This is a genomic window from Pseudotabrizicola algicola (assembly GCF_010915705.1).
Lineage (GTDB): Bacteria > Pseudomonadota > Alphaproteobacteria > Rhodobacterales > Rhodobacteraceae > Pseudotabrizicola > Pseudotabrizicola algicola.
This window is the reverse complement of record NZ_JAAIKE010000004.1, coordinates 308,760-327,011: the sequence shown is the minus strand read 5'-3', so window position 1 is coordinate 327,011 and position 18,252 is coordinate 308,760. Positions and strand designations below refer to the sequence as shown.

Annotated in this window: 19 protein-coding genes; 9 read left to right on the top strand and 10 right to left on the bottom strand. The window is 67.8% G+C overall.

The window, feature by feature from the left end; genetic code table 11:
* Nucleotides 1-22: 22 nt before the first annotated feature.
* Nucleotides 23-1,204, top strand: a complete 1,182-nt coding sequence (locus tag G3572_RS14585; protein WP_164613117.1) for a glutathionylspermidine synthase family protein — start codon at nt 23-25, stop codon at nt 1,202-1,204.
* A gap of 4 nt (nt 1,205-1,208) precedes the next feature.
* The gene (locus tag G3572_RS14580) at nt 1,209-1,781 is read left to right on the top strand and encodes a DUF1190 domain-containing protein (RefSeq protein ID WP_164613115.1); all 573 of its coding nucleotides are present in this window, start codon (nt 1,209-1,211) and stop codon (nt 1,779-1,781) included.
* A 46-nt stretch (nt 1,782-1,827) separates the two neighbouring features.
* On the opposite strand, the gene G3572_RS14575 is transcribed toward G3572_RS14580, so the two are convergent.
* The gene (locus G3572_RS14575; protein ID WP_164613113.1) at nt 1,828-3,306 is read right to left on the bottom strand and encodes an NAD-dependent succinate-semialdehyde dehydrogenase; all 1,479 of its coding nucleotides are present in this window, start codon (nt 3,304-3,306) and stop codon (nt 1,828-1,830) included.
* 118 nt (nt 3,307-3,424) lie between these two features.
* Between G3572_RS14575 and G3572_RS14570 the strand changes: the two genes are divergently transcribed.
* Nucleotides 3,425-4,204: a hormone-sensitive lipase gene (locus G3572_RS14570; RefSeq protein ID WP_164613111.1), complete on the top strand. Its 780-nt coding sequence runs from the start codon at nt 3,425-3,427 to the stop codon at nt 4,202-4,204.
* 8 nt (nt 4,205-4,212) lie between these two features.
* Here G3572_RS14570 and G3572_RS14565 read toward each other — a convergent pair whose 3' ends face one another.
* The 4 genes from G3572_RS14565 to ubiA all read right to left on the bottom strand — a co-directional run bounded on the left by G3572_RS14565 (nt 4,213) and on the right by ubiA (nt 8,403).
* Nucleotides 4,213-4,782, bottom strand: coding sequence for a hypothetical protein (locus G3572_RS14565; RefSeq protein WP_164613109.1), 570 nt, complete (start codon nt 4,780-4,782; stop codon nt 4,213-4,215).
* A 90-nt stretch (nt 4,783-4,872) separates the two neighbouring features.
* Complete coding sequence (locus tag G3572_RS14560) at nt 4,873-5,202, bottom strand: hypothetical protein (RefSeq protein ID WP_164613107.1); 330 nt, start codon at nt 5,200-5,202, stop codon at nt 4,873-4,875.
* A 36-nt stretch (nt 5,203-5,238) separates the two neighbouring features.
* Nucleotides 5,239-7,173 carry an OmpA family protein gene (locus G3572_RS14555; RefSeq protein ID WP_164613244.1) on the bottom strand — a complete coding sequence of 645 codons (1,935 nt, stop codon included), beginning with the start codon at nt 7,171-7,173 and terminating at the stop codon, nt 5,239-5,241.
* A gap of 249 nt (nt 7,174-7,422) precedes the next feature.
* On the bottom strand, nt 7,423-8,403 hold the full coding sequence (ubiA, locus tag G3572_RS14550; RefSeq protein ID WP_164613105.1) for a 4-hydroxybenzoate octaprenyltransferase: 981 nt from the start codon (nt 8,401-8,403) through the stop codon (nt 7,423-7,425).
* 11 nt (nt 8,404-8,414) lie between these two features.
* On the opposite strand from ubiA, the gene G3572_RS14545 reads away from it, so the two are divergent.
* The 3 genes from G3572_RS14545 to G3572_RS14535 all read left to right on the top strand — a co-directional run bounded on the left by G3572_RS14545 (nt 8,415) and on the right by G3572_RS14535 (nt 11,168).
* The gene (locus G3572_RS14545) at nt 8,415-9,152 is read left to right on the top strand and encodes a 16S rRNA (uracil(1498)-N(3))-methyltransferase (RefSeq protein ID WP_164613103.1); all 738 of its coding nucleotides are present in this window, start codon (nt 8,415-8,417) and stop codon (nt 9,150-9,152) included.
* Nucleotides 9,149-9,715, top strand: coding sequence for a hypothetical protein (locus tag G3572_RS14540; protein ID WP_164613101.1), 567 nt, complete (start codon nt 9,149-9,151; stop codon nt 9,713-9,715). Before G3572_RS14545 ends, G3572_RS14540 begins: the two co-directional genes overlap by 4 nt.
* Nucleotides 9,716-9,821: 106 nt before the next feature.
* On the top strand, nt 9,822-11,168 hold the full coding sequence (locus G3572_RS14535) for a glutamate--cysteine ligase (RefSeq protein WP_164613099.1): 1,347 nt from the start codon (nt 9,822-9,824) through the stop codon (nt 11,166-11,168).
* Nucleotides 11,169-11,385: 217 nt separating this feature from the next.
* On the opposite strand, the gene plsY is transcribed toward G3572_RS14535, so the two are convergent.
* The 5 genes from plsY to G3572_RS14510 are packed head-to-tail and all read right to left on the bottom strand — an operon-like array spanning nt 11,386 to nt 15,188.
* Complete coding sequence (plsY, locus tag G3572_RS14530; RefSeq protein ID WP_164613097.1) at nt 11,386-11,991, bottom strand: glycerol-3-phosphate 1-O-acyltransferase PlsY; 606 nt, start codon at nt 11,989-11,991, stop codon at nt 11,386-11,388.
* Nucleotides 11,991-13,268: a dihydroorotase gene (gene pyrC, locus G3572_RS14525; RefSeq protein WP_164613241.1), complete on the bottom strand. Its 1,278-nt coding sequence runs from the start codon at nt 13,266-13,268 to the stop codon at nt 11,991-11,993. The genes plsY and pyrC overlap by 1 nt, the downstream gene beginning before the upstream one ends.
* A gap of 29 nt (nt 13,269-13,297) precedes the next feature.
* Nucleotides 13,298-13,708, bottom strand: coding sequence for a hypothetical protein (locus G3572_RS14520; protein WP_205518732.1), 411 nt, complete (start codon nt 13,706-13,708; stop codon nt 13,298-13,300).
* Complete coding sequence (locus G3572_RS14515) at nt 13,705-14,229, bottom strand: hypothetical protein (protein ID WP_164613093.1); 525 nt, start codon at nt 14,227-14,229, stop codon at nt 13,705-13,707. Before G3572_RS14515 ends, G3572_RS14520 begins: the two co-directional genes overlap by 4 nt.
* Nucleotides 14,226-15,188 carry an aspartate carbamoyltransferase catalytic subunit gene (locus tag G3572_RS14510; RefSeq protein ID WP_205518744.1) on the bottom strand — a complete coding sequence of 321 codons (963 nt, stop codon included), beginning with the start codon at nt 15,186-15,188 and terminating at the stop codon, nt 14,226-14,228. The genes G3572_RS14515 and G3572_RS14510 overlap by 4 nt, the downstream gene beginning before the upstream one ends.
* Nucleotides 15,189-15,314: 126 nt before the next feature.
* On the opposite strand from G3572_RS14510, the gene G3572_RS14505 reads away from it, so the two are divergent.
* The 3 genes from G3572_RS14505 (at nt 15,315) to G3572_RS14495 (ending at nt 18,249) form a co-directional block, all read left to right on the top strand.
* Complete coding sequence (locus tag G3572_RS14505; protein WP_164613239.1) at nt 15,315-16,142, top strand: uracil-DNA glycosylase; 828 nt, start codon at nt 15,315-15,317, stop codon at nt 16,140-16,142.
* The gene (gene moaB / locus G3572_RS14500) at nt 16,139-16,681 is read left to right on the top strand and encodes a molybdenum cofactor biosynthesis protein B (RefSeq protein WP_164613089.1); all 543 of its coding nucleotides are present in this window, start codon (nt 16,139-16,141) and stop codon (nt 16,679-16,681) included. Before G3572_RS14505 ends, moaB begins: the two co-directional genes overlap by 4 nt.
* 95 nt (nt 16,682-16,776) lie before the next feature.
* The gene (locus G3572_RS14495) at nt 16,777-18,249 is read left to right on the top strand and encodes an efflux RND transporter periplasmic adaptor subunit (RefSeq protein ID WP_164613087.1); all 1,473 of its coding nucleotides are present in this window, start codon (nt 16,777-16,779) and stop codon (nt 18,247-18,249) included.
* The last annotated feature ends 3 nt before the right edge of the window (nt 18,250-18,252 follow it).

Here is an 18,252-nt window from a genome sequence, read left to right as displayed (position 1 = left end):
GGGTGACCACGAGGAGACAGACTTGGACCGTATCACCTTGCCCGAACGCCCTGAGTGGCGCGCGAAAGCGGCAGAGCTTGGCTTTACCTTTGCCGATATGCATGGCGAGCCCTATTGGGACGAAAGCTCGGCCTATGCCTTCACGCTCGAGGAGATCGAGGGGCGGATCGAGGACCCCTGCACCGAATTGCACGCCATGTGCCGCGAGGCCGTGGCGACGGTCTTGGCCGATGAAGGGCTGATGGAGCGCCTGGGCCTGCCGCGCCTGCGCTGGGAGTTCATCCGCGACAGCTGGGAGGCGGGCGAGCCCGAGCTTTATGGGCGGTTTGACCTTGCCTATGATGGCAAGGGTCCGGCCAAGCTGCTGGAATACAACGCCGATACGCCGACCTCGCTTTATGAGAGCGCCAGTTTCCAGTGGCTGTGGTATGAGGAACAGGTGGCCGCGCGGGTGCTGCCCGAAGGGTCGGACCAGTTCAACCGGATCCACGAGGCGCTGGTCGAGCGGTTTGCCGAGATGTTCGCGCCCGACACCGACCTGCATTTTGCCGCGATGGCGGGTGCGCCCGAGGATTATGCCACCGTCGAGACGATGGCATGGGCCGCGCGTGAGGCGGGGATGGGCGCGCATTACACCGATCTGGAGAAGATCGGGATCAGCGATCAGGGCCAGTTCACCGATGCCGAGGATCGGGTGATCGGCACGCTGTTCAAGCTATACCCGTGGGAAGACCTGTTCGCGGACGAGTTTTCGGCCCATCTTGCGAGCGCGCAATGCCGGTTCATCGAACCTCCGTGGAAGGCGCTGCTTTCCAACAAGGCGATCTTGCCGGTGCTCTGGCAGATGTATCCGGGGCATCCGAACCTGTTGCCTGCGTTTTTCGCCGATGACACCAAGGGATTGGCCGATGCCGCGCATCTGATGCTGGCGGGGCATGTGACCAAGCCGATCTTCTCGCGCGAGGGGGCATCGGTGACGATCACCGCGCAAGGGCGGGTGCTGGAACGGGCCACCAACCGCGATTATGACCGGCACCCGATGATCGTGCAGGGCTATGCGCCCTTGCCGGTGATGGGCGGGATGCGCCCTGTCATCGGCGCATGGGTGGTGGGAGAGACTTGTGTGGGCATGGGGGTGCGCGAGGATCGCGCGCTGATCACGCAAGACCTGTCGCGGTTCAAGCCGCATTTCATTGAAGGATAGGGCCATGAAAAGATCACGCGCGGTATCGCTGGGGATATTGGGGGCGGCGGCCTTTGGTCTGGCGGCCTGCCAGCAGGAAGAGCAGACCGATGCGGCGGCTTTTCCGGATGAGGCGTCCTGCGTGGCGGCCGCGGCGCAGAGCGGCTGGTTCACCCGTGAGGATTGCGCCGCGACCTTTGCCGAGGCACAGGCTTTGCACGCGGAAACGGCCCCGCGTTACGAAAGCCGCGAGCTTTGCGAACAGGAGCATGGCGCGGGGAATTGCGGCGGTGACACCGTGGCCGGATCGGGCGGGGGCGGCAGCATCTTCATGCCGCTGCTGGCGGGCTATCTGATCGGGCAGGCGCTGGGCGGCGGGCGCGCGATGGCGCAGCCGGTGGTGCCGAAGGCGGGCGGCGGCTATGCGACGCCGACGGGGGGCACCCAACTTTCGCGGCTCAATTCCACCGGCAAGATGGGCACGGCGGCCTTTGCCAAGGGGCCGACCACGGTGGGCCAGCCGCCGATGACGCGGGCGGCGGTGGCAAGCCGCGGCGGTTTTGGCGGATCGGCGGCCACGCGGTCGGTGGGCGGATGAAAAAAGGGGGCATTGCGCCCCCTTTTGCCTGCCGTGCGGGTGCCGGTCAGATCGACAGGCAGACGTATTTCATTTCCAGATAATCTTCCATCCCGTGATGGCTGCCCTCTCGGCCAAGGCCGGATTGCTTGACGCCGCCGAAGGGGGCCACCTCGGTCGAGATGATGCCGGTGTTCACGCCGACGATGCCGTATTCCAGCGCCTCTTGCACGCGGGTCACGCGGCCGATGTCGCGGCTGTAGAAATAGCTGGCAAGGCCGAAGATGGTGTCATTGGCCTTGGCCACCACTTCCTCTTCGGTGTCGAACTTGAAGAGCGGCGCGAGCGGGCCGAAGGTTTCTTCATTCGTCACCAGCATGTCATCGGTGACGCCGGTCAGGATGGTGGGTTCGAAGAAATTGCCGCCCAGTTTGTGCCGGTTGCCGCCGGTTTCGATTTTCGCACCTTTGGCGGTGGCGTCGGCGATGTGTTCCTCGACCTTTTCCACGGCGGCGGCATTGATGAGCGGGCCGAATTGCACGTCTTCGGACAGGCCATCGCCCACGCGGGTTTTCGCCACCGCGGCCTGAAGCTTCTCGGCAAAGGCATCATAGACGCCGGCCTGCACATAGATGCGGTTCGCGCAGACGCAGGTTTGCCCGTTGTTGCGGAACTTCGACATCATGGCACCCGCCACGGCGGCATCGAGATCGGCGTCGTCGAACACGATGAAGGGGGCGTTGCCGCCCAGTTCCATCGAGCACTTCATCACCTGATCGGCGGCCTGACGCAGCAGGATGCGGCCCACCTCGGTCGAGCCGGTGAAGGTGAGTTTGCGCACCAGATGGTTTTCGCAGAATTCCTTGCCGATGTCGGAGGATTTCTTCGAGGTGATGACCGAGAGGATGCCCTTGGGCAGGCCCGCGCGTTCGCCAAGGACCGCCATCGCCAGCGCCGAAAGCGGGGTCTCGGCGGCGGGGCGGGCGACGAAGCCGCAGCCTGCGGCAAGGGCGGGGCCTGCCTTGCGGGCGATCATGGCGTTGGGGAAGTTCCACGGGGTGATGGAGCCGACCACACCGATGGGCTGTTTGAGCACGGTGATGCGCTTGTCGCGCTGGTGGCCGGGGACGGTTTCGCCGTAAACGCGTTTCGCCTCTTCGCCGAACCATTCGATGAAACTGGCACCATAGGCCACTTCGCCCTTGGCCTCGGCCAGCGGTTTGCCCATTTCGGCGGTGAGGATGGTGCCAAGATCATCCTGATTGGCCATCATCAACTCGAACCACTTGCGCATGACCTGCGCGCGTTCCTTGCCGGTGCGCGCCGCCCAGTCTTTCATTGCCGTGTTGGCGGCGGCGATGGCGCGGGCGGTTTCGGCGCGGCCAAGGTTCGGGACGCGGGCAATCTCGTCGCCGCGCGCGGGGTTGATGACGGCAAAGCTGTCGCCGTCATCGGCCTCGATCCACTCGCCCGCGACATAGGCGCGGGTGGCGAGCAGCGTCGGGTCTTTCAGCAGCGACGCGAGATCGGTCACGGAATCGAGCATTTGGGGCCTCCCATTTCGGTTTGGACCATGCAAAGCATGGGGCGGGCGGGCTGTCCAGTTCCGACGGGGGCGGCGGGCAGGATCGTGCCAGTTTTTTGATCAAATCGGGACGGACTGGATGGATTTTGCAAGCGCGGCAGACCGGGCCTATGCCAACGGCGCCTTCATTCCGGGGGCGGACGGATTTGTGCCGAAATGGCAGGCGCAGGCGGCGGCGTTCCGGGGAGAGGCGCGGGCAGAGCTCGGGCTGGCCTATGGGGCGGGCGCGCGGCAGGGGTTCGATCTGTTCCTGCCCGAGGCCACACCGCGCGGGCTGATGGTGTTCTTGCACGGCGGCTACTGGATGGCCTTTGACCGTGGCGACTGGTCGCATCTGGCGGCGGGCGCGGTGGCGCGCGGCTGGGCCTGTGCGGTGCCGTCTTACACGCTGGCCCCCGAGGCGCGGATCGCGGACATGACGGGCGAGGCGGCGGCGGCGGTGCGGGCGGCGGCGGCGCGGGTGCCGGGGCCAGTGGTGGTGACCGGCCATTCGGCGGGCGGGCATCTGGCGGCGCGGATGGCTTGCGAGGGCGGGCCAGAGGTGGCGCGGGTGGTGCCGATCTCGCCCCTGGCCGATCTGCGGCCGCTGCTGGAGACACAGATGGCGGCGACGCTGCGGCTGGACAGCACAGAGGCGGCGGCGGAGAGTCCGGCCCTCCTGCGCCCGCGTGCGGGCGTGCAGGCCCATGTCTGGGTCGGCGGGCAGGAGCGGCCCGCGTTTTTGTGGCAGGCGCGCGTGCTGTCGGAGGAATGGGCCTGCCCGTGGACCGTGGAGGCGGGGCGGCACCATTTCGAGGTGGTGGACGGTTTGACCGATCCGGAAAGCGCGCTGGTGCGGGCCTGTCTCGACGGGCTGTAGGCAGGTCGTCAGGGAGCGGTGTCGAAGGCCGCGAGCTTTTCAAAATCGATCTGTTCGACGAACGGCATCATCTGATCGACCGGCAGGCCGCTGATATTGACCAGAATGCGCTGATCGACCAGCGTCATCAGGCTGTTGTCCTGTTCGAGCAGCTTGGCGCCGGGGACTTCGACCAGTTTGCCCATCATCGCAAGCATCTGCTCGTTCATGAACATGCCCGCCATGCCCATCGTCATCATCGGGCTGTCGGCGGTGATCGAGAGGGTCATGGTGTTGCCGGACGCGTCGGAATAGCGCGCCTCGGTCCCGGCACCGCCGCCGGCCAAGGCGAGGTTGGATGTGTAGTCTTCGTTGACCGAAAGGGTCCAGCCGTCGGGGGCGGGAGGCAGGAGGGCGATGATGCGGGCCTGCTTTTGCAGAGCCAGCGCGCCGGAGGCCATCGCCATGTCAAGGGTGGTGGTCTTGAGATCACCGCGCGCATAGGCCTCGAGCGCGGATTGCAGCTTGTCGCTGACCTCGTCCGCGAGGGCGCAAAGGGGCAGGGCGCAAAGGGAGAGCGAGGCGAGAAAGAGGCGCATGGGAGGCTCCGGGTTGATCTGGCCGGAGTATGGCGGGTTTTGACCTTGGGGCAAGCGTGCCGGCAGGGGCGTCAGGTATGGAAAACCCGATCAGGAGTTGGCGTGCATGCGTTCGATATAGGCGCGCATTTCCTCGGCTTCTTGCCGCGCATCGCGCAGGCCGCTCATTGCGGCGCGCAGTTCCGCCTCGGTCTGGGCGATCTGGTTCATCAGTTCGGCCTCGCGTTGTTCGAGGTAGATGATGGCCTGATCGCGGGTTTCCTCGGCCTCGTGGAGCATGGTGGACAGACGGTCCATCTCGCCCATGTCACCCCCCGCGACGCGGGCAAAGCGGTGGAGCACCCAATGCGCGAACCACCCCAAGGCAAAGGCGGCCATGAGGATGATTGCGGTGACGATGATAAACTCTGTGCGATTCATACGCCTTGGGTCGTGGAAGCTGCCATCGGACTTGGCCTAGCCGTCACGGGCCGGTCGCGCAAGGGGGCGGCGGGTCTTTTCTTGCGGGGCGACCGAGGGGCTGTCGTCTTCGGCCAGTGCCGCAGCGACATCGCCTGCGGCTGCTGCGCCTGCTGCGCCGGCGGCCTCGGCTGCCCCGTTGCCGGAGGCGGCTCCGGCGCTGGTCCCGGCAGTGGCCTGCGGCTGGTCGAGCAGAGTGAACTCGATCCGGCGGTTGGCCTCGCGCCCGGCTTCGGTCGTGTTGTCGGCGATCGGGTTGGCTTCACCGTAACCCTTGGCGGTCAGCGCCGAGATGGCGACGCCGCGACCCTGCAGCGCCAGCAGGACAGCTTCGGCGCGGGCTTGGCTCAGGGCCAGATTGCCGCTGTCGGAGCCTTGGCTGTCGGTGTAGCCGCCGATTTCCATGCGCACGTCGGGGCAGTCTTCCAGCACCTCGGCCAAGGCATCCATGATGCCGACGGTCTGGCCGTCGATCTCGGCGGAGCCGGGGGGGAAGGTGATCTTGCGGCTGGAGAGAATGGCGGTGACCTCGGCGGCACATTCCTGCGCGGTGGGCAGGCCGGCGAGCGGATCGAGCTTTTCGTCATAGCGGACCGAGACCTTGAACGTCTGGCCTTGCCCCAGCTTGTCGGACAGCACCTGCGAGATGCGGCCGCGCGCATTCTGCGAGCCGGTGACGCCTTCGACCTCGACCGTATCGGCGCGCACCAGCACGCGGCCCTCGGCCAGTTCGCCCAAGGATTCCAGCCCTGCCAGCACGCGCACCGGCCAGCCATCGGGCAGATCGTCGTCGATGCGGGTGGCGCTGTAGACCTTGCCGACGCCAAAGCGGGCCTGCGCATAGCTGGAGACCGCGTCGCGCAAAAGCTCGTCGGTGACGCGGCCCCGAAGTTCGACGCGGCCCTCGGGCGACAGGCTGGCGGTAAACTCGGCGGGGCCAAGCGCGGCGTCGGATTTGCGTTCGAGCACGGCGCTGAGCGAGAACACGTCGGGCAGGGCGGAATCAAGCTCGCCCACCACGCGGTCAAACTCTGCCTGCGAGACAGAATCGGCGGCGACGAGCGACACATCGGCATCCGAGAAGGTGACGGTGGCCGCGCCGAGGGTTTTCACCGCATTGATCGCGGTGCTGACCGCGTCGGCCCAACTGGGCGAGGGCACGCCCAGACCGACGGTGCAATTGGGCCGTCCTTCGACGCCCGCCGCGCTGCCTGCCGCCAGAATACGGGTGCGGGCGCGGTCGGTATCGGCCGAGCAGGCATCAAAGCGCGCGCCCTGCGCGTCGAGCACGAAGCGCAGGGTGAAGGGGGTCAGCACCGGACGAGGGGCGGAAATATCGATCGCGACCTGAAGTCCGGCGGGTTTGGCGGCATTGAGTTCGTTCGTCAGACGGCGCTGTTCGTCGGCGCTGCTGGCGATGGCGGTGATCTTGACCCCGCTTTGCGAGACAGAGACCTTGGAGCGCGGCAGGCGGCGGATCGCCTCCATCCCGTAGGCGAAGGCTTCGTTCCAGCCTTCGGGGGCGGGATAGGCGGCGGTTTCGAGCATGTCGGAAATCGCCCCGTCCGAGCGCAGGGATTCCGCCTCGGCCAGCAGGGCCTCGACCGAATCATTGTCGGGCAAGAGGCCGATGAGCTGGATGCCATCATCATTGCGCAGCATCTCGATGGAGAATTTCGGCGCCTCGATGGCCTTGACCGGGGTCACGTCAAGCATGTCGCGCACGCGCGAGGCGTCGATCACCGATCCGGCCAGATTGACGGCACGAAAGCGCGCGGCCTCGTTCGGGGCGGTGCCGGTGAGGTGAAGTTGCAGCCCGTTGGCCTCGACCGTGGCCCATGTGATGCCGGCATCGAGCAGGCGCGACGTGACCGCCTGTTCCGAGCGTTGCTCGATCACGATGGCCGAGGCCCAAGCGGCAAGGGCCGCCATCACGCCCGCCCCTGCCACCGCGCCCCCTGCGATGAGCGCATGGGGCAGCGGGCCGTTTGCAATGCGCGCACGGGCCTTGGCGCCGATACGGGTGGTCAGGGTGAGCAGGCGCTTGGGCAAGGCAGGGTCCTGTCTTTGGCCATCCGCCGGTGGGCGGTCGGCAAAATGCAAAGGGCATGGCACGCGCGCCGCCCCGTTCTGGCGGCTGTGCCTGCGCCTTGTCATAAAAGCCCGGCAGGCCGGGATCAATCAGAGCGCTGCGGCAGCGGCAAGAAACAGCGCAACGATGAAGCCCGCATCGCGGTTGGCGCGGAACTGGGCAAGGCAGGAGGCCGGATCGTCGATGTTGAGCCGCGCCATCTGCCGCACCATGTGCCAGCCAAAGGCCCAGACGCCACCCAGCGCCACGGCCAGTTGCAACGGCTGGCGCGCGGGCAGGAGCGCCAGCAGCACGGCCAGACCCATCAGCGCGACCGTGGCGAGAAGGAACAGCTTGAGCCACCAGCCGGTATCGGTGCCGAACAGCCGCGCGGTGGATTTGACGCCGATCAGGGCGTCATCCTCGCGGTCCTGATGGGCATAGATGGTGTCGTAGAACAGTGTCCATGTGATGCCGGAGGCGTAAAGCGCGAGGGCGGCGGGCGGCACCGTGCCTGCATGCGCCGCCCAGGCCAGCACCGCGCCCCAGTTGAAGGCGAGGCCCAGAAATACCTGCGGCCACCATGTGAAGCGCTTGGCGAAGGGGTAGATCGCGACCAGCGCCAGCGAGGCGATGCCGAGCGCGATGGCAAGGGCGTTGTAGGTGAACAGGATCAGCGCCGCGAGCCCCGCCTGCACCGCCATCCAGACCAGCGCCTGACGCGGAGTGACCTGCCCCGAGGGAATCGGACGCGAGCGGGTGCGGGTGACCCGCGCGTCGAAATCGCGGTCGGTGATGTCATTCCATGTGCAGCCCGCGCCGCGCATCAGGAACGCCCCCGCCGCACAGCTGAGCGCCAGCCACAGGTCCCACAGGCGATAGCCATCCACCGCCGCCGCCAGCGCGATGGCCCAGAGGCAGGGAATCAGCAAGAGCCATGTGCCGATGGGCCGGTCCGCCCGGCTGAGCCGCAGATAGGGGCGGCTGGCGCGGGGCGCAAAGCGGTCAACCCAGTTGCCGGCAGGCGCGTCGGCCACCATCCCCGCCACTGGCCCGGCTTCGGCCTCTGGCGTTTCCGGAAATTGGGTCATAGCTTGGGCCTATGGATGCGAAGGTCAGACTCTATGTAGATCAGCCCTTGGGGCGGGGGCAAGCGGTGGCGGTCGGCCCCGATCAGGCCAATTACCTGTTTGCGGTGATGCGCCTTGCCCCGGGGGCGGGGGTGTTGCTGTTCAACGGGCGCGACGGCGAATGGCTGGCGCGGGTGGCCGATGCGGGCAAACGGCGCGGCGTCCTGCTGTGCGAGGCGCAGACGCGGCCCTTGCTGGCGCCGCCCGATCTGTGGCTGCTGTTTGCCCCTGTCCGCAAGGAGCGCACGCAGTTCATCGTGGAAAAGGCGGTGGAGCTCGGGGTGGCGCGGCTTGTGCCGGTGACGACGCGCTATACCCAGTCCGAGCGTTGGCGGCATGACAAGCATGTGGCCCATGTGATCGAGGCGGCCGAGCAATGCGGCGCGACCTTCGTGCCGGATCTGGCCGGGGTGCAACCGCTGGCGCAGGTGCTGAAGGGCTGGCCCGACGGGCGGGAGCTGTTCTGGGCCGATGAGGCCCTGGCGGGACAGTCCGGCGCGATGGGCTCTTCCGCCCTGACGGGCGTCATCGCGGCACCGGCGGCAATTCTGGTGGGGCCGGAGGGTGGCTTTTCGGAGGAGGAAAAGGCGCTGTTGCGCGGTCTGCCCTTTGTCCGCCCGATGCGTCTTGGCCCGCGCATCCTGCGCGCCGAGACGGCGGCGGTGGCGGCCCTGGTGCTGTGGCAGGCGGCGGCGGGGGATTGGCGATGATCCGTCCCGAGGCGCAGGCCGCGCTTTGGCGCTGGCGCGAGGTGGCGCTGGGGGCCTTGGTGGTTGCGCTGGGGCTGTGGCTGATGCGGCTGGGCGGCTACCTTTTGTTGCCCTTGGGCGCGGGGGTCTGCCTTGCCGGCGGGGCGCTGGGGGTTCTTGCATGGCGGCGGATGCGCTTTGTGCCTGCGGGGGACGCGCCCGGCGTTGTGCAGGTCGACGAGGGACAGGTGAGCTATATGGGCCCGCAGGTCGGCGGCTTTGTCAGCCTGCGCGATCTGGTGGAGTTGCGTCTGATCTCGCTGCGCGGGCGGCGGCTGTGGCGGCTCAAGCAGGCAGATGGTCAGGCCCTTCTTATCCCGGTGGAGGCGGCAGGGGCCGAGGCGCTGTTCGACGCATTCTCGAGCCTGCCCGGCCTGTCGAGCGCAGGGCTGGTCGCCGCTCTGGCCCCTGCCTCCCCCGCGCGCACGGACAGCCGGGCGGTGGCGGCGATGGGCGAGAACCGTGTGGTCTGGCGACGGGCCGGGCCGGGCGTCGTGGCGGGCGCGGAGCGGCCCCGACGATAACCTTTTGTGATATGACCCGCGCGCTGCATCGCGCCATCTTGACTTGGCCTGCGCCGCAAGACACCTGTAGCGCCGATGCACCTGATCTCAGCCGGAGCCTGAACCCATGTCTATCCCTCAATCCGGCGGCGGAGTGATCGAGCATTTTGACCAGCTGGCCGGCCTGATGGAATCGGGCTGCAAGCCCAAGGACGCATTGCGCATCGGCACAGAGCACGAGAAATTCGGTTGGCTCGAGGACAGCCGGATGCCCTTGCCCTATGCCGGAGAGCGCTCGATCTCGGCCCTGTTCGATGGATTGCAGGCCCGCTTTGGCTGGAAGGCGGTGCGCGAGGGCGACAATGTGATCGGCCTGCACCGCAACGGCGCCAATATCAGCCTCGAGCCGGGTGGCCAGTTCGAGCTTTCGGGCGCGATGATGGCGGATATGCATGAAACCGCCGCCGAATTGCGCCAGCATCTGGAAGAGGTGCAGGCCATTGCGGGGCCGATGGGCGTGCGCTTCATGGGGATCGGGGCCGCACCGGAATGGACCCATGCGCAGATGCCGGTGATGCCCAAGGGACGCTATCGGCTGATGACCGATTACATGGGCCGTGTGGGAACGCATGGCACCCAGATGATGTATCGCACCTCGACGGTGCAGGTGAACCTCGACTACGCCTCCGAGGCGGATATGGTGAAGAAGCTGCGGGTGGCGCTCGCGCTGCAACCGGTGGCGACCGCGCTCTTCGCCTCCAGCCCGTTTTTCGACGGCAAGCCCAACGGCCACCGCAGCTGGCGCAGCCGCATCTGGCGGGGGCTCGATGACAGCCGCACCGGCATGCTGCCCTTTGCCTTCGAGGGGGATTTCGGCTTTCAGGCCTATGTCGACTGGGTGCTGGATGTGCCGATGTATTTCGTCTACCGCGAGGGGAAGTACATCAACGCGCTGGGCCAGTCCTTCCGTGATTTCCTGAAGGGCGCGTTGCCCGCGCTGCCCGGCGAATTGCCCACGCTGTCCGACTGGGCCGACCATATGACAACGGTGTTCCCCGAAGCGCGGGTCAAGAAATACATCGAGATGCGCGGCGCGGATTGCGGTGACGAGGCCCATATCAACGCGCTGCCCGCCTTCTGGCTGGGTCTGATGTATGACCAGACCGCGCTGGATGCCGCCTGGGATCTGGTCAAGGGGTTTGACGCCCAGACGCGCGAGGCGCTGCGCGTCGCGGCCTCCGTCTCTGCGCTGAAGGGAGAGGCGAACGGCATCCGGCTGGAGAGCCTCGCCCGCGCGGCGGTCGATCTGTCGCGCGCCGGCCTGAAGGCGCGGGGCCTCGGGGAAGAGGTCTATCTCGCGCCGCTCGAGGCGTCGCTGGAGAGCGGCGAGGTGCAGGCCGACCGCTTTCTGCGCCTTTATGGCACGCAATGGCAGCACTCTCTGACGCCGATTTACGAGGCGACCAGCCTCTGAGGGGGGCCAGCCCCCCGCGCTGCGCGCTCCCCCCGGAGTATTTCGGAAGCAGCAATGCAAACGCGCTTTGTCTTGCTGCTTTCCCAAATACTCCCCGCGCGGAGCGCGCGCCCGAGGAGACGCGGCGCAGCCGCGCGACGAGACAAGTCAGCTGCGGCGCAAGCCGCGCCTCTGGATCACCGCCGGAGCAGGGCGGGACGGCGGGCGGGCGTTTGCGTCATTTGCGGCCGATCCTCGGCTCGGTTCCGGCGCGGAGCCGCGCGATATTGGCGCTGTGGCGGGCGAAGACCAGCGCGCCGAGGGCGATGGCCAGCACCGTCATCTCGGGGTAGCCCAGCACCGCGAGCCAGATCGGGGTGAGCGCCACGGCCACCAGCGCCGAGAGCGACGAGATGCGGCTGACGGCGGCGGTGGCGGCCCATGTGGCACAGGCGGCGAGGCCGACGGGCCAGGCCAGTGCCAGCAGGGTGCCGAGGAAGGTGGCCACGCCCTTGCCGCCCTTGAACCCCAGCCAGACCGGGAAGAGGTGGCCCAGAAAGCTGAACAGCGCCGCGACCTGCGCGGCATCGGGCCCCACGAGCGCGCGCGCGATCAGCACCGCGATGCCGCCCTTGCCCGCGTCGAGGAGCAGGGTGGCAAGGGCCGCGGGCTTGTTGCCGGTGCGCAGCACATTGGTGGCCCCGATGTTGCCGGACCCGATCTTGCGCAGATCGCCCAGACCGAGGACGCGGGTGATGACGATGCCGAAGGGCACTGAGCCCAGCAGGTAGGCGAGTGCTGCCGTGACGAGGAGCAAGAGGGGGGCAGAGGTGAGATCGGGCATTAGGATGCGGCTCCGTAAACCTGATGGCCTGCAACAAAGGTGGAGAGAACCTTGCCCTCCATCCGCGCGCCGTCAAAGGGGGTATTTTTCGATTTCGACGCCAGCGTGAAGCGGTCGAGCATGAACGGCGTGTCGGGGTTGAACAGCACAAGGTCCGCGGGGGCGCCTTCGGCCATCCGGCCCTGCGGCAGGCCAAGGCGGCGCGCGGGGTTCAGCGACAATGCGCGGAACAGTTGCGGCAGGGTGAGCTGGCCCGCGTGGAACAGGCGCAAGGAGGCTGGCAAGAGCGTTTGCAGGCCGACCGCGCCCGAGGCGGCATCCTCGAAGGGGAGGCGCTTGGACTCTTCGTCGGCGGGCGTGTGGAAGCTGCCGATCACGTCGATCAGCCCGCTGGCCACCGCGTCGATCATCGCCAGACGGTCATCTTCCGACCGCAGCGGCGGGGTGAGCTTGAAGAAGGTGCGGTAATCGCCCACGTCGAATTCGTTCAGCGTCAGGTGGTGGATCGAGACGCCGGCGGTAACGTCCAGCCCGTTGGCCTTGGCGCGTTCCAGAGCGGGCAGGCTGCGGGCGGTGGTGATCTGGTCGGCGTGATAGCGCGCGCCGGTCATCTCGATCAGGCCGAGGTCGCGGTCGAGACCGATGCGTTCGGCCATCGGATGCACCGCCGGGATGCCGCGCAGGGAGGCGAACTTGCCGCTGGTCGCCGAGGCGCCCTTCGACAGGCCTGGCTCCTGCGGATGGCCGATCACCAGCGCGCCGAGGCTGCGGGCATAGGTGAGCGCGCGTGACAGCACCTTGGCGTCGGTGGTGACGCGGGCGGCATCGGTGAAGGCGATGGCGCCAGCGTCGAGCAGGAAGCCGATCTCGGTCATCTCGCGCCCGTCGCGGCCCTTGGTCAGGGCGGCCATGTGGCGGATGCGCACGGGCGAGGCCTCGGCGGCGCGGCGGGTGACGAATTCCAGCACCTCGGGCGTGTCGATGGCGGGGGTTGTGTCGGGGCGGGCGATGATGGTGGTGACCCCGCCCGCCGCTGCCGCCAGCCCGGCGGAGCGGAAGGATTCCTTATGCCGCTCGCCCGGCTCGCCGATCTTCACGCCCCAGTCGACGATGCCGGGGGCAAGGCAGGCGCCGCCGCAGTCGATCACCTGCGCACCCTTGGGGGCGGAGGCCGCACCGATGGCCGCGATCTGCCCGGCATCGATGATGACATTGCCGGTGGTGACGGTGTCGCCTTCGGGGTCGATGATGCGGGCGTTTTCCAGAAACAGGGTCATCGCGGTGCCTTTGTGCAGCGAAAGAAGCATCAGCGCGCCTGCATCAGGCGGGCGGCGTCGGCGTTGGGATCGGCGAGGTATTTGATCAGATGGCGTTCGCCCGTCACGGTGGTGATCTGCACCGATCCGAGGAAGGCGCGGGCCGAGGTGATCTGCGCACGCGGGATGACGAGCCCGCGCGGCCCGATGAGGCGGTTCTGCGTGAGATACCACAGATCGCCGAGCGCCTCGGAGGCGACATAGGCCGCGCGCACCGCGATGGCGAGGGCCGCCCCGATCGGCCCCATGACCGGATAGGGGTTGCCCTGCCAGAGCAGGAACAGCCCCACCGCCGCACCGAGGCCGACCGCCATGATGAGATGCGCGCGCCAGTAGGTCAGCCGGTCGGGGGTGAAGGTGGCGAGCAGGGTTTCGCCTTCGGTCAGGACGGGCGCCATCACCCGGCCCCCCAGACGAAGAGGGTGACGAAGATGGCCAGCAGGATCAGCACGACCATGGCCACCCGGCCCGACATCGCGGCATCCGAGGGGCGCTTTTTCACCGGCACGTCGAGGGTATCGGCGGCGGCGTCATAGCTGCCCATGCCGACAAGGGCGGGGGCGGGCTGTTCCTCATAGCGGCCGATCAGGCGCAAGGGCGCGCGGGGCGACAGGCGGCCCTGCCCGAGCGCCGCGCGTGCCACCAGCAGCACGGGGCCGCGCAGCGCATCGAGCATCGCGGCATCGGCGGCGAGGCTGGCATCCGACATGCCCTGACCTTCGGCCAGATAGCGCGCGAAGCCGTAATCGGTGAAGGTGTCGGCATCGACCAGTTCGACATGGGCGGGATCGAGGCTGTCGACGCCAAGGGGTCCGGCAAGCGGGGTGCGGGCAAAGGCCTTGGCCTCTGGCTCGGGCAGGTCGATGGCAAAGACCCAGAGGCAGCGGTCGGGGCCGCGGGGAATGGCCAGCGGATCGGTCATGCCATGACCCCTGCGGCCTTGGCGCCGCGGTCGGCGCGCAGGTTGCGCGCGAGCAGGTCCATGCAGGCCATGCGCACCGCGACGCCCATTTCCACCTGTTCCTGAATGACGCTGCGGTTGATGTCATCGGCAAGCTCGCCGTCGATCTCTACCCCGCGGTTCATCGGGCCGGGGTGCATCACGATGGCATCGGGCTTGGCATGGGCCAGCTTTTCGGCATCGAGGCCGTAGCGGTGGTAATACTCGCGTTCCGACGGGATGAAGCCGCCGTCCATCCGCTCGCGCTGGAGGCGCAGCATCATCACCACATCGACGCCCTCCAGCCCCTTGCACATGTCGTCGAACAATTCGCAGCCGAATTCGCCCACGCCTGCGGGCATCAGCGTGGGGGGTGCGATGAGGCGGATGCGGTTTTCCATCTTGCCCAGCAGGATCAGGTTGGACCGCGCCACGCGGCTGTGGGCGATGTCGCCGCAGATCGCGATGGAGAGCCGCTGGATGCGGCCCTTGGCGCGGCGGATGGTCAGCGCGTCGAGCAGGGCCTGTGTGGGGTGTTCGTGCCGCCCGTCGCCCGCGTTCAGCACCGCGCAATTCACCTTGGACGCCAGAAGGTTGACCGCGCCGGATGATCCATGCCGCACCACCAGCAGATCGGGGTGCATCGCGTTCAGCGTCATGGCGGTGTCGATCAGGGTTTCCCCTTTCTTTACCGAGGATTGCGCGACCGACATGTTCATCACATCGGCCCCCAGCCGTTTGCCCGCCAGTTCGAAACTGGCCTGCGTGCGGGTGGAGTTTTCGAAGAACATGTTGATCTGCGTCATGCCCGCCAGGGCATCGGACTGTTTCACCGTGCGGCGGTTCAGATCGACATAGCGGTCGGCCAGATCGAGGACGGCAAGGATTTCCTGCGGTGACAGGTGTTCGATCCCGAGCAGGTGGCGTGCGCGAAACATCAGGGGTCTCCTTGCTGCGGGTTTGGCCTGCTTATGCCAAAGGGGGGCGCGATGGGCAAGGCGCGGTGGATGCGCCGCGTCGGGGCGTCAGGGTTGCGGGGGCGGGGTTGGGGGCCTACCTTCGCGCACATGGGAATCGCACAGGACATTCTGGCGGATTGGCACGCGGCGCAGGCGGCGCTGCTGTGGCAGCATGAGCTTGGCGTCGAGGACTGGCTGCTGGACGCGCCGCTGAACCGCTATGACTTGGCCGATGCGGTCAAGCCGGTGCAGGTGCCGGTGGCGGCGCAACCCGCGCCGGTGCCGGCGGCGCGCCCTGCTGCGCCCGCCGTGGTGCTGCCCGACCCGCCCAAGGTGGATGCGGTGGCCGAGGCCCGCAGCCTTGCTGCCGCGGCCAAGACGCTGAACGAATTGCGTGCGGCGATGGAGGCTTTCGAGCATTGCGAGATCAAGCGCGGCGCGCGCAATCTGGTCTTTGCCGATGGCTTGGCGGGCGCGCGGGTGATGATCGTCGGCGAAGCGCCGGGGCCGGAGGAAGACCGCGAGGGGCGGCCCTTTTCGGGGCGTGCGGGGCAGTTGCTGGACGAGATGTTCGAGACGATCAACCTGTCGCGGGCGGCGGCGCTGCCGGGGGATGCGGTTTATCTGACGGGCGTCCTGCCGTGGCGCTGTCTGGGCAACGGCGAACCCGCGCCCGAGGATATTGCGATGATGCGCCCGTTTCTGGAGCGGCATATCGAACTGGCCGCGCCCGAGATTCTGGTGGCGATGGGCAATGCGGCGCTGTTCGGCCTGACGCAGACGCGCGGGGTGGCGCGGTTGCGCGGGCAATGGATGGAGGCGCTGGGCCGCCCGCTGTTGCCGATGCTGCATCCTGACACACTGCTGCGCACCCCGATTGCCAAGCGCGAGGCTTGGGAGGACCTGTTGGCGCTGGAGGCGCGATTGGCACAATGAGCCGGATTGACGAAAGCAAGGATTTCATTCCGGTGCGCATTGCCGTGCTGACCGTGAGCGATACGCGCAGCGCAGCCGATGACCGCTCGGGCGATACGCTGGTCGAGCGGTTGACGGGGGCGGGGCATCTGCTGGCGGCGCGCGGGATTGTCGCCGATGAGCGCGCGCAGATTGCCGAGCAGTTGCGGGCATGGATCGCCGATCCGGAGATCGATGTGATCCTGACCACGGGTGGCACCGGCCTTACGGGGCGCGATGTGACGGTCGAGGCGCATCGGGACGTGTATGAAAAGGAGATCGAGGCCTTCGGGACAGTGTTCACCATCGTCTCGATGCAGAAGATCGGCACCTCGGCGGTGCAAAGCCGTGCCTGCGGCGGGGTGGCGGGCGGCACATACCTGTTCGCGCTGCCCGGCAGCCCCGGTGCCTGCCGCGATGCCTGGGACGAGATTTTGCGCTGGCAACTCGATTACCGTCACCGTCCCTGCAATTTTGTCGAAATTTTTCCGCGTCTTGAAGAACACCGGCGCAGAAAGTAGCGACGGAAAGCCGCGCGGGCGGCGTAACAGGCTTGTGGTTGGACGCTTGTAGGGTGTGCGCTACTGTTTTTACGACGTCATGACGCGGAGCCTGCATGCGATTTCTGGCACGATCCCTCACCGGTCTGTTTCTGGCCGCCATGACTGTGGCTCTGCTTGCGCTGGCGGCCAGCCTGATCGCGGGGGCGGTGGCAGAGCGCCTGTCGACGCAAAGGCCGGGGCAGCCTGCGCGCGAGCGGGTGTTCACGGCCAATGTGGTGACGGTGACGCCGGGCGTGCTGGTGCCGCAGACGGTGGCCTTTGGCGAAATCCGCTCGCGCCGCACGCTGGAACTGCGCGCGCCGCGCGGGGGGCGGGTGCTGGAGATTGCCGAGGGCGTCGAGGATGGTGCCACGGTGACCGAAGGGCAGGTGCTGGTGCGGCTGGACCCTGCTGATGCCACATCGGCGCGCGATCTGGCGCAGGCAGGCCTGCGCGAGGCCGAGGCCGAGGGGCGCGATGCGGAGCGCGGTCTGCTTCTGGCGCGCGATGATCTGGCGGCGGCAGAGGCACAGGCCGAATTGCGCGGACAGGCGCTGACCCGGCAAGAGGATTTGCAGCGGCGCGGCGTCGGCTCGCCTGCGGCGGTGGAAACGGCGGCGTTGGCGCTGTCCTCGGCGCAGCAGGCGGTGCTGTCGCGCCGTTCGGCTTTGGCGCAGGCCGAGGCGCGGGTGGATCAGGCGGCGTCAAACCGGTCGCGTGCGGCGATTGCGCTGGCCGAAGCCGAGCGCGCGCTGGAGGATACGGTGATCCGCGCCAGTTTCACCGGACGGCTGAACGGCGTTTCGGTGGTCGCGGGCGGGCTCGTCGGGGCCAATGAGCGGCTGGCCGAACTGATCGACCCTGATCGGCTGGAAGTGTCGTTCCGCCTGTCGACGGCGCAATTCTCGCGGCTGCTGGATGATGCAGGCGGGCTGATCCTTGCGCCGGTTGCGGTGTCGCTGGATGTGCTGGGCGCGGAGATTGCGGCGACGGGCCGCGTCGAGCGCGTGGGCGCTGCGGTGGGCGAGGGCGCGACGGGGCGGCTGGTCTATGCTTCGCTGGAAGGCGCGCGCGGCTTTCGGCCCGGCGATTTCGTGACGGTGGCGATCTCCGAGCCGGAGGTTTCGGGCGTTGCGCTGTTGCCGGCCACGGCGGTGGACAGCGCGGGCGGGGTTCTGGTGCTGGGGGCGGGCGACCGCCTTGAGGTGCAGGTGGTGCCTGTGCTGCGCCGGCAGGGCGATGATGTGATCGTTGATGCCAGCGCGATTGCAGGGCGCGAGGTGGTGCTGGAACGCTCGCCGCTGCTGGGTGCTGGTATCCGGATCAACCCGATCCGACCGGGGGCGGCGGAAGAGGCGGCCGCAGTCGCACCTGCCGCGCCTGATACCATCACGCTGACGCCGGAGCGCAGGGCCGGATTGATCGCGATGGTCGAGGCGAACAGCCGGATGCCGGAGGAGGCGAAGGCGCGGATGCTGGAGCAACTGGCGCAGGAACAGGTGCCTGCGCAGGTGGTCGCGCGCCTTGAAAGCCGGATGGGGGGCTAGGCC

Excerpts from the sequence above, each read along its gene's own strand:
- G3572_RS14575 (WP_164613113.1), bottom strand. The coding sequence starts at position 3,306 with ATGCTCGATTCCGTGACCGATCTCGCGTCGCTGCTGAAAGACCCGACG.
- G3572_RS14540 (WP_164613101.1), top strand. The coding sequence starts at position 9,149 with ATGATCCGTCCCGAGGCGCAGGCCGCGCTTTGGCGCTGGCGCGAGGTG.
- pyrC (WP_164613241.1), bottom strand. The coding sequence starts at position 13,268 with ATGACCCTGTTTCTGGAAAACGCCCGCATCATCGACCCCGAAGGCGAC.
- G3572_RS14565 (WP_164613109.1), bottom strand. The coding sequence starts at position 4,782 with ATGCGCCTCTTTCTCGCCTCGCTCTCCCTTTGCGCCCTGCCCCTTTGC.
- G3572_RS14545 (WP_164613103.1), top strand. The coding sequence starts at position 8,415 with ATGGATGCGAAGGTCAGACTCTATGTAGATCAGCCCTTGGGGCGGGGG.
- G3572_RS14560 (WP_164613107.1), bottom strand. The coding sequence starts at position 5,202 with ATGAATCGCACAGAGTTTATCATCGTCACCGCAATCATCCTCATGGCC.
- G3572_RS14515 (WP_164613093.1), bottom strand. The coding sequence starts at position 14,229 with ATGACCGATCCGCTGGCCATTCCCCGCGGCCCCGACCGCTGCCTCTGG.
- G3572_RS14580 (WP_164613115.1), top strand. The coding sequence starts at position 1,209 with ATGAAAAGATCACGCGCGGTATCGCTGGGGATATTGGGGGCGGCGGCC.
- G3572_RS14535 (WP_164613099.1), top strand. The coding sequence starts at position 9,822 with ATGTCTATCCCTCAATCCGGCGGCGGAGTGATCGAGCATTTTGACCAG.
- G3572_RS14555 (WP_164613244.1), bottom strand. The coding sequence starts at position 7,173 with ATGGCGGCCCTTGCCGCTTGGGCCTCGGCCATCGTGATCGAGCAACGC.
- G3572_RS14495 (WP_164613087.1), top strand. The coding sequence starts at position 16,777 with ATGCGATTTCTGGCACGATCCCTCACCGGTCTGTTTCTGGCCGCCATG.
- moaB (WP_164613089.1), top strand. The coding sequence starts at position 16,139 with ATGAGCCGGATTGACGAAAGCAAGGATTTCATTCCGGTGCGCATTGCC.
- ubiA (WP_164613105.1), bottom strand. The coding sequence starts at position 8,403 with ATGACCCAATTTCCGGAAACGCCAGAGGCCGAAGCCGGGCCAGTGGCG.
- plsY (WP_164613097.1), bottom strand. The coding sequence starts at position 11,991 with ATGCCCGATCTCACCTCTGCCCCCCTCTTGCTCCTCGTCACGGCAGCA.
- G3572_RS14505 (WP_164613239.1), top strand. The coding sequence starts at position 15,315 with ATGGGAATCGCACAGGACATTCTGGCGGATTGGCACGCGGCGCAGGCG.
- G3572_RS14570 (WP_164613111.1), top strand. The coding sequence starts at position 3,425 with ATGGATTTTGCAAGCGCGGCAGACCGGGCCTATGCCAACGGCGCCTTC.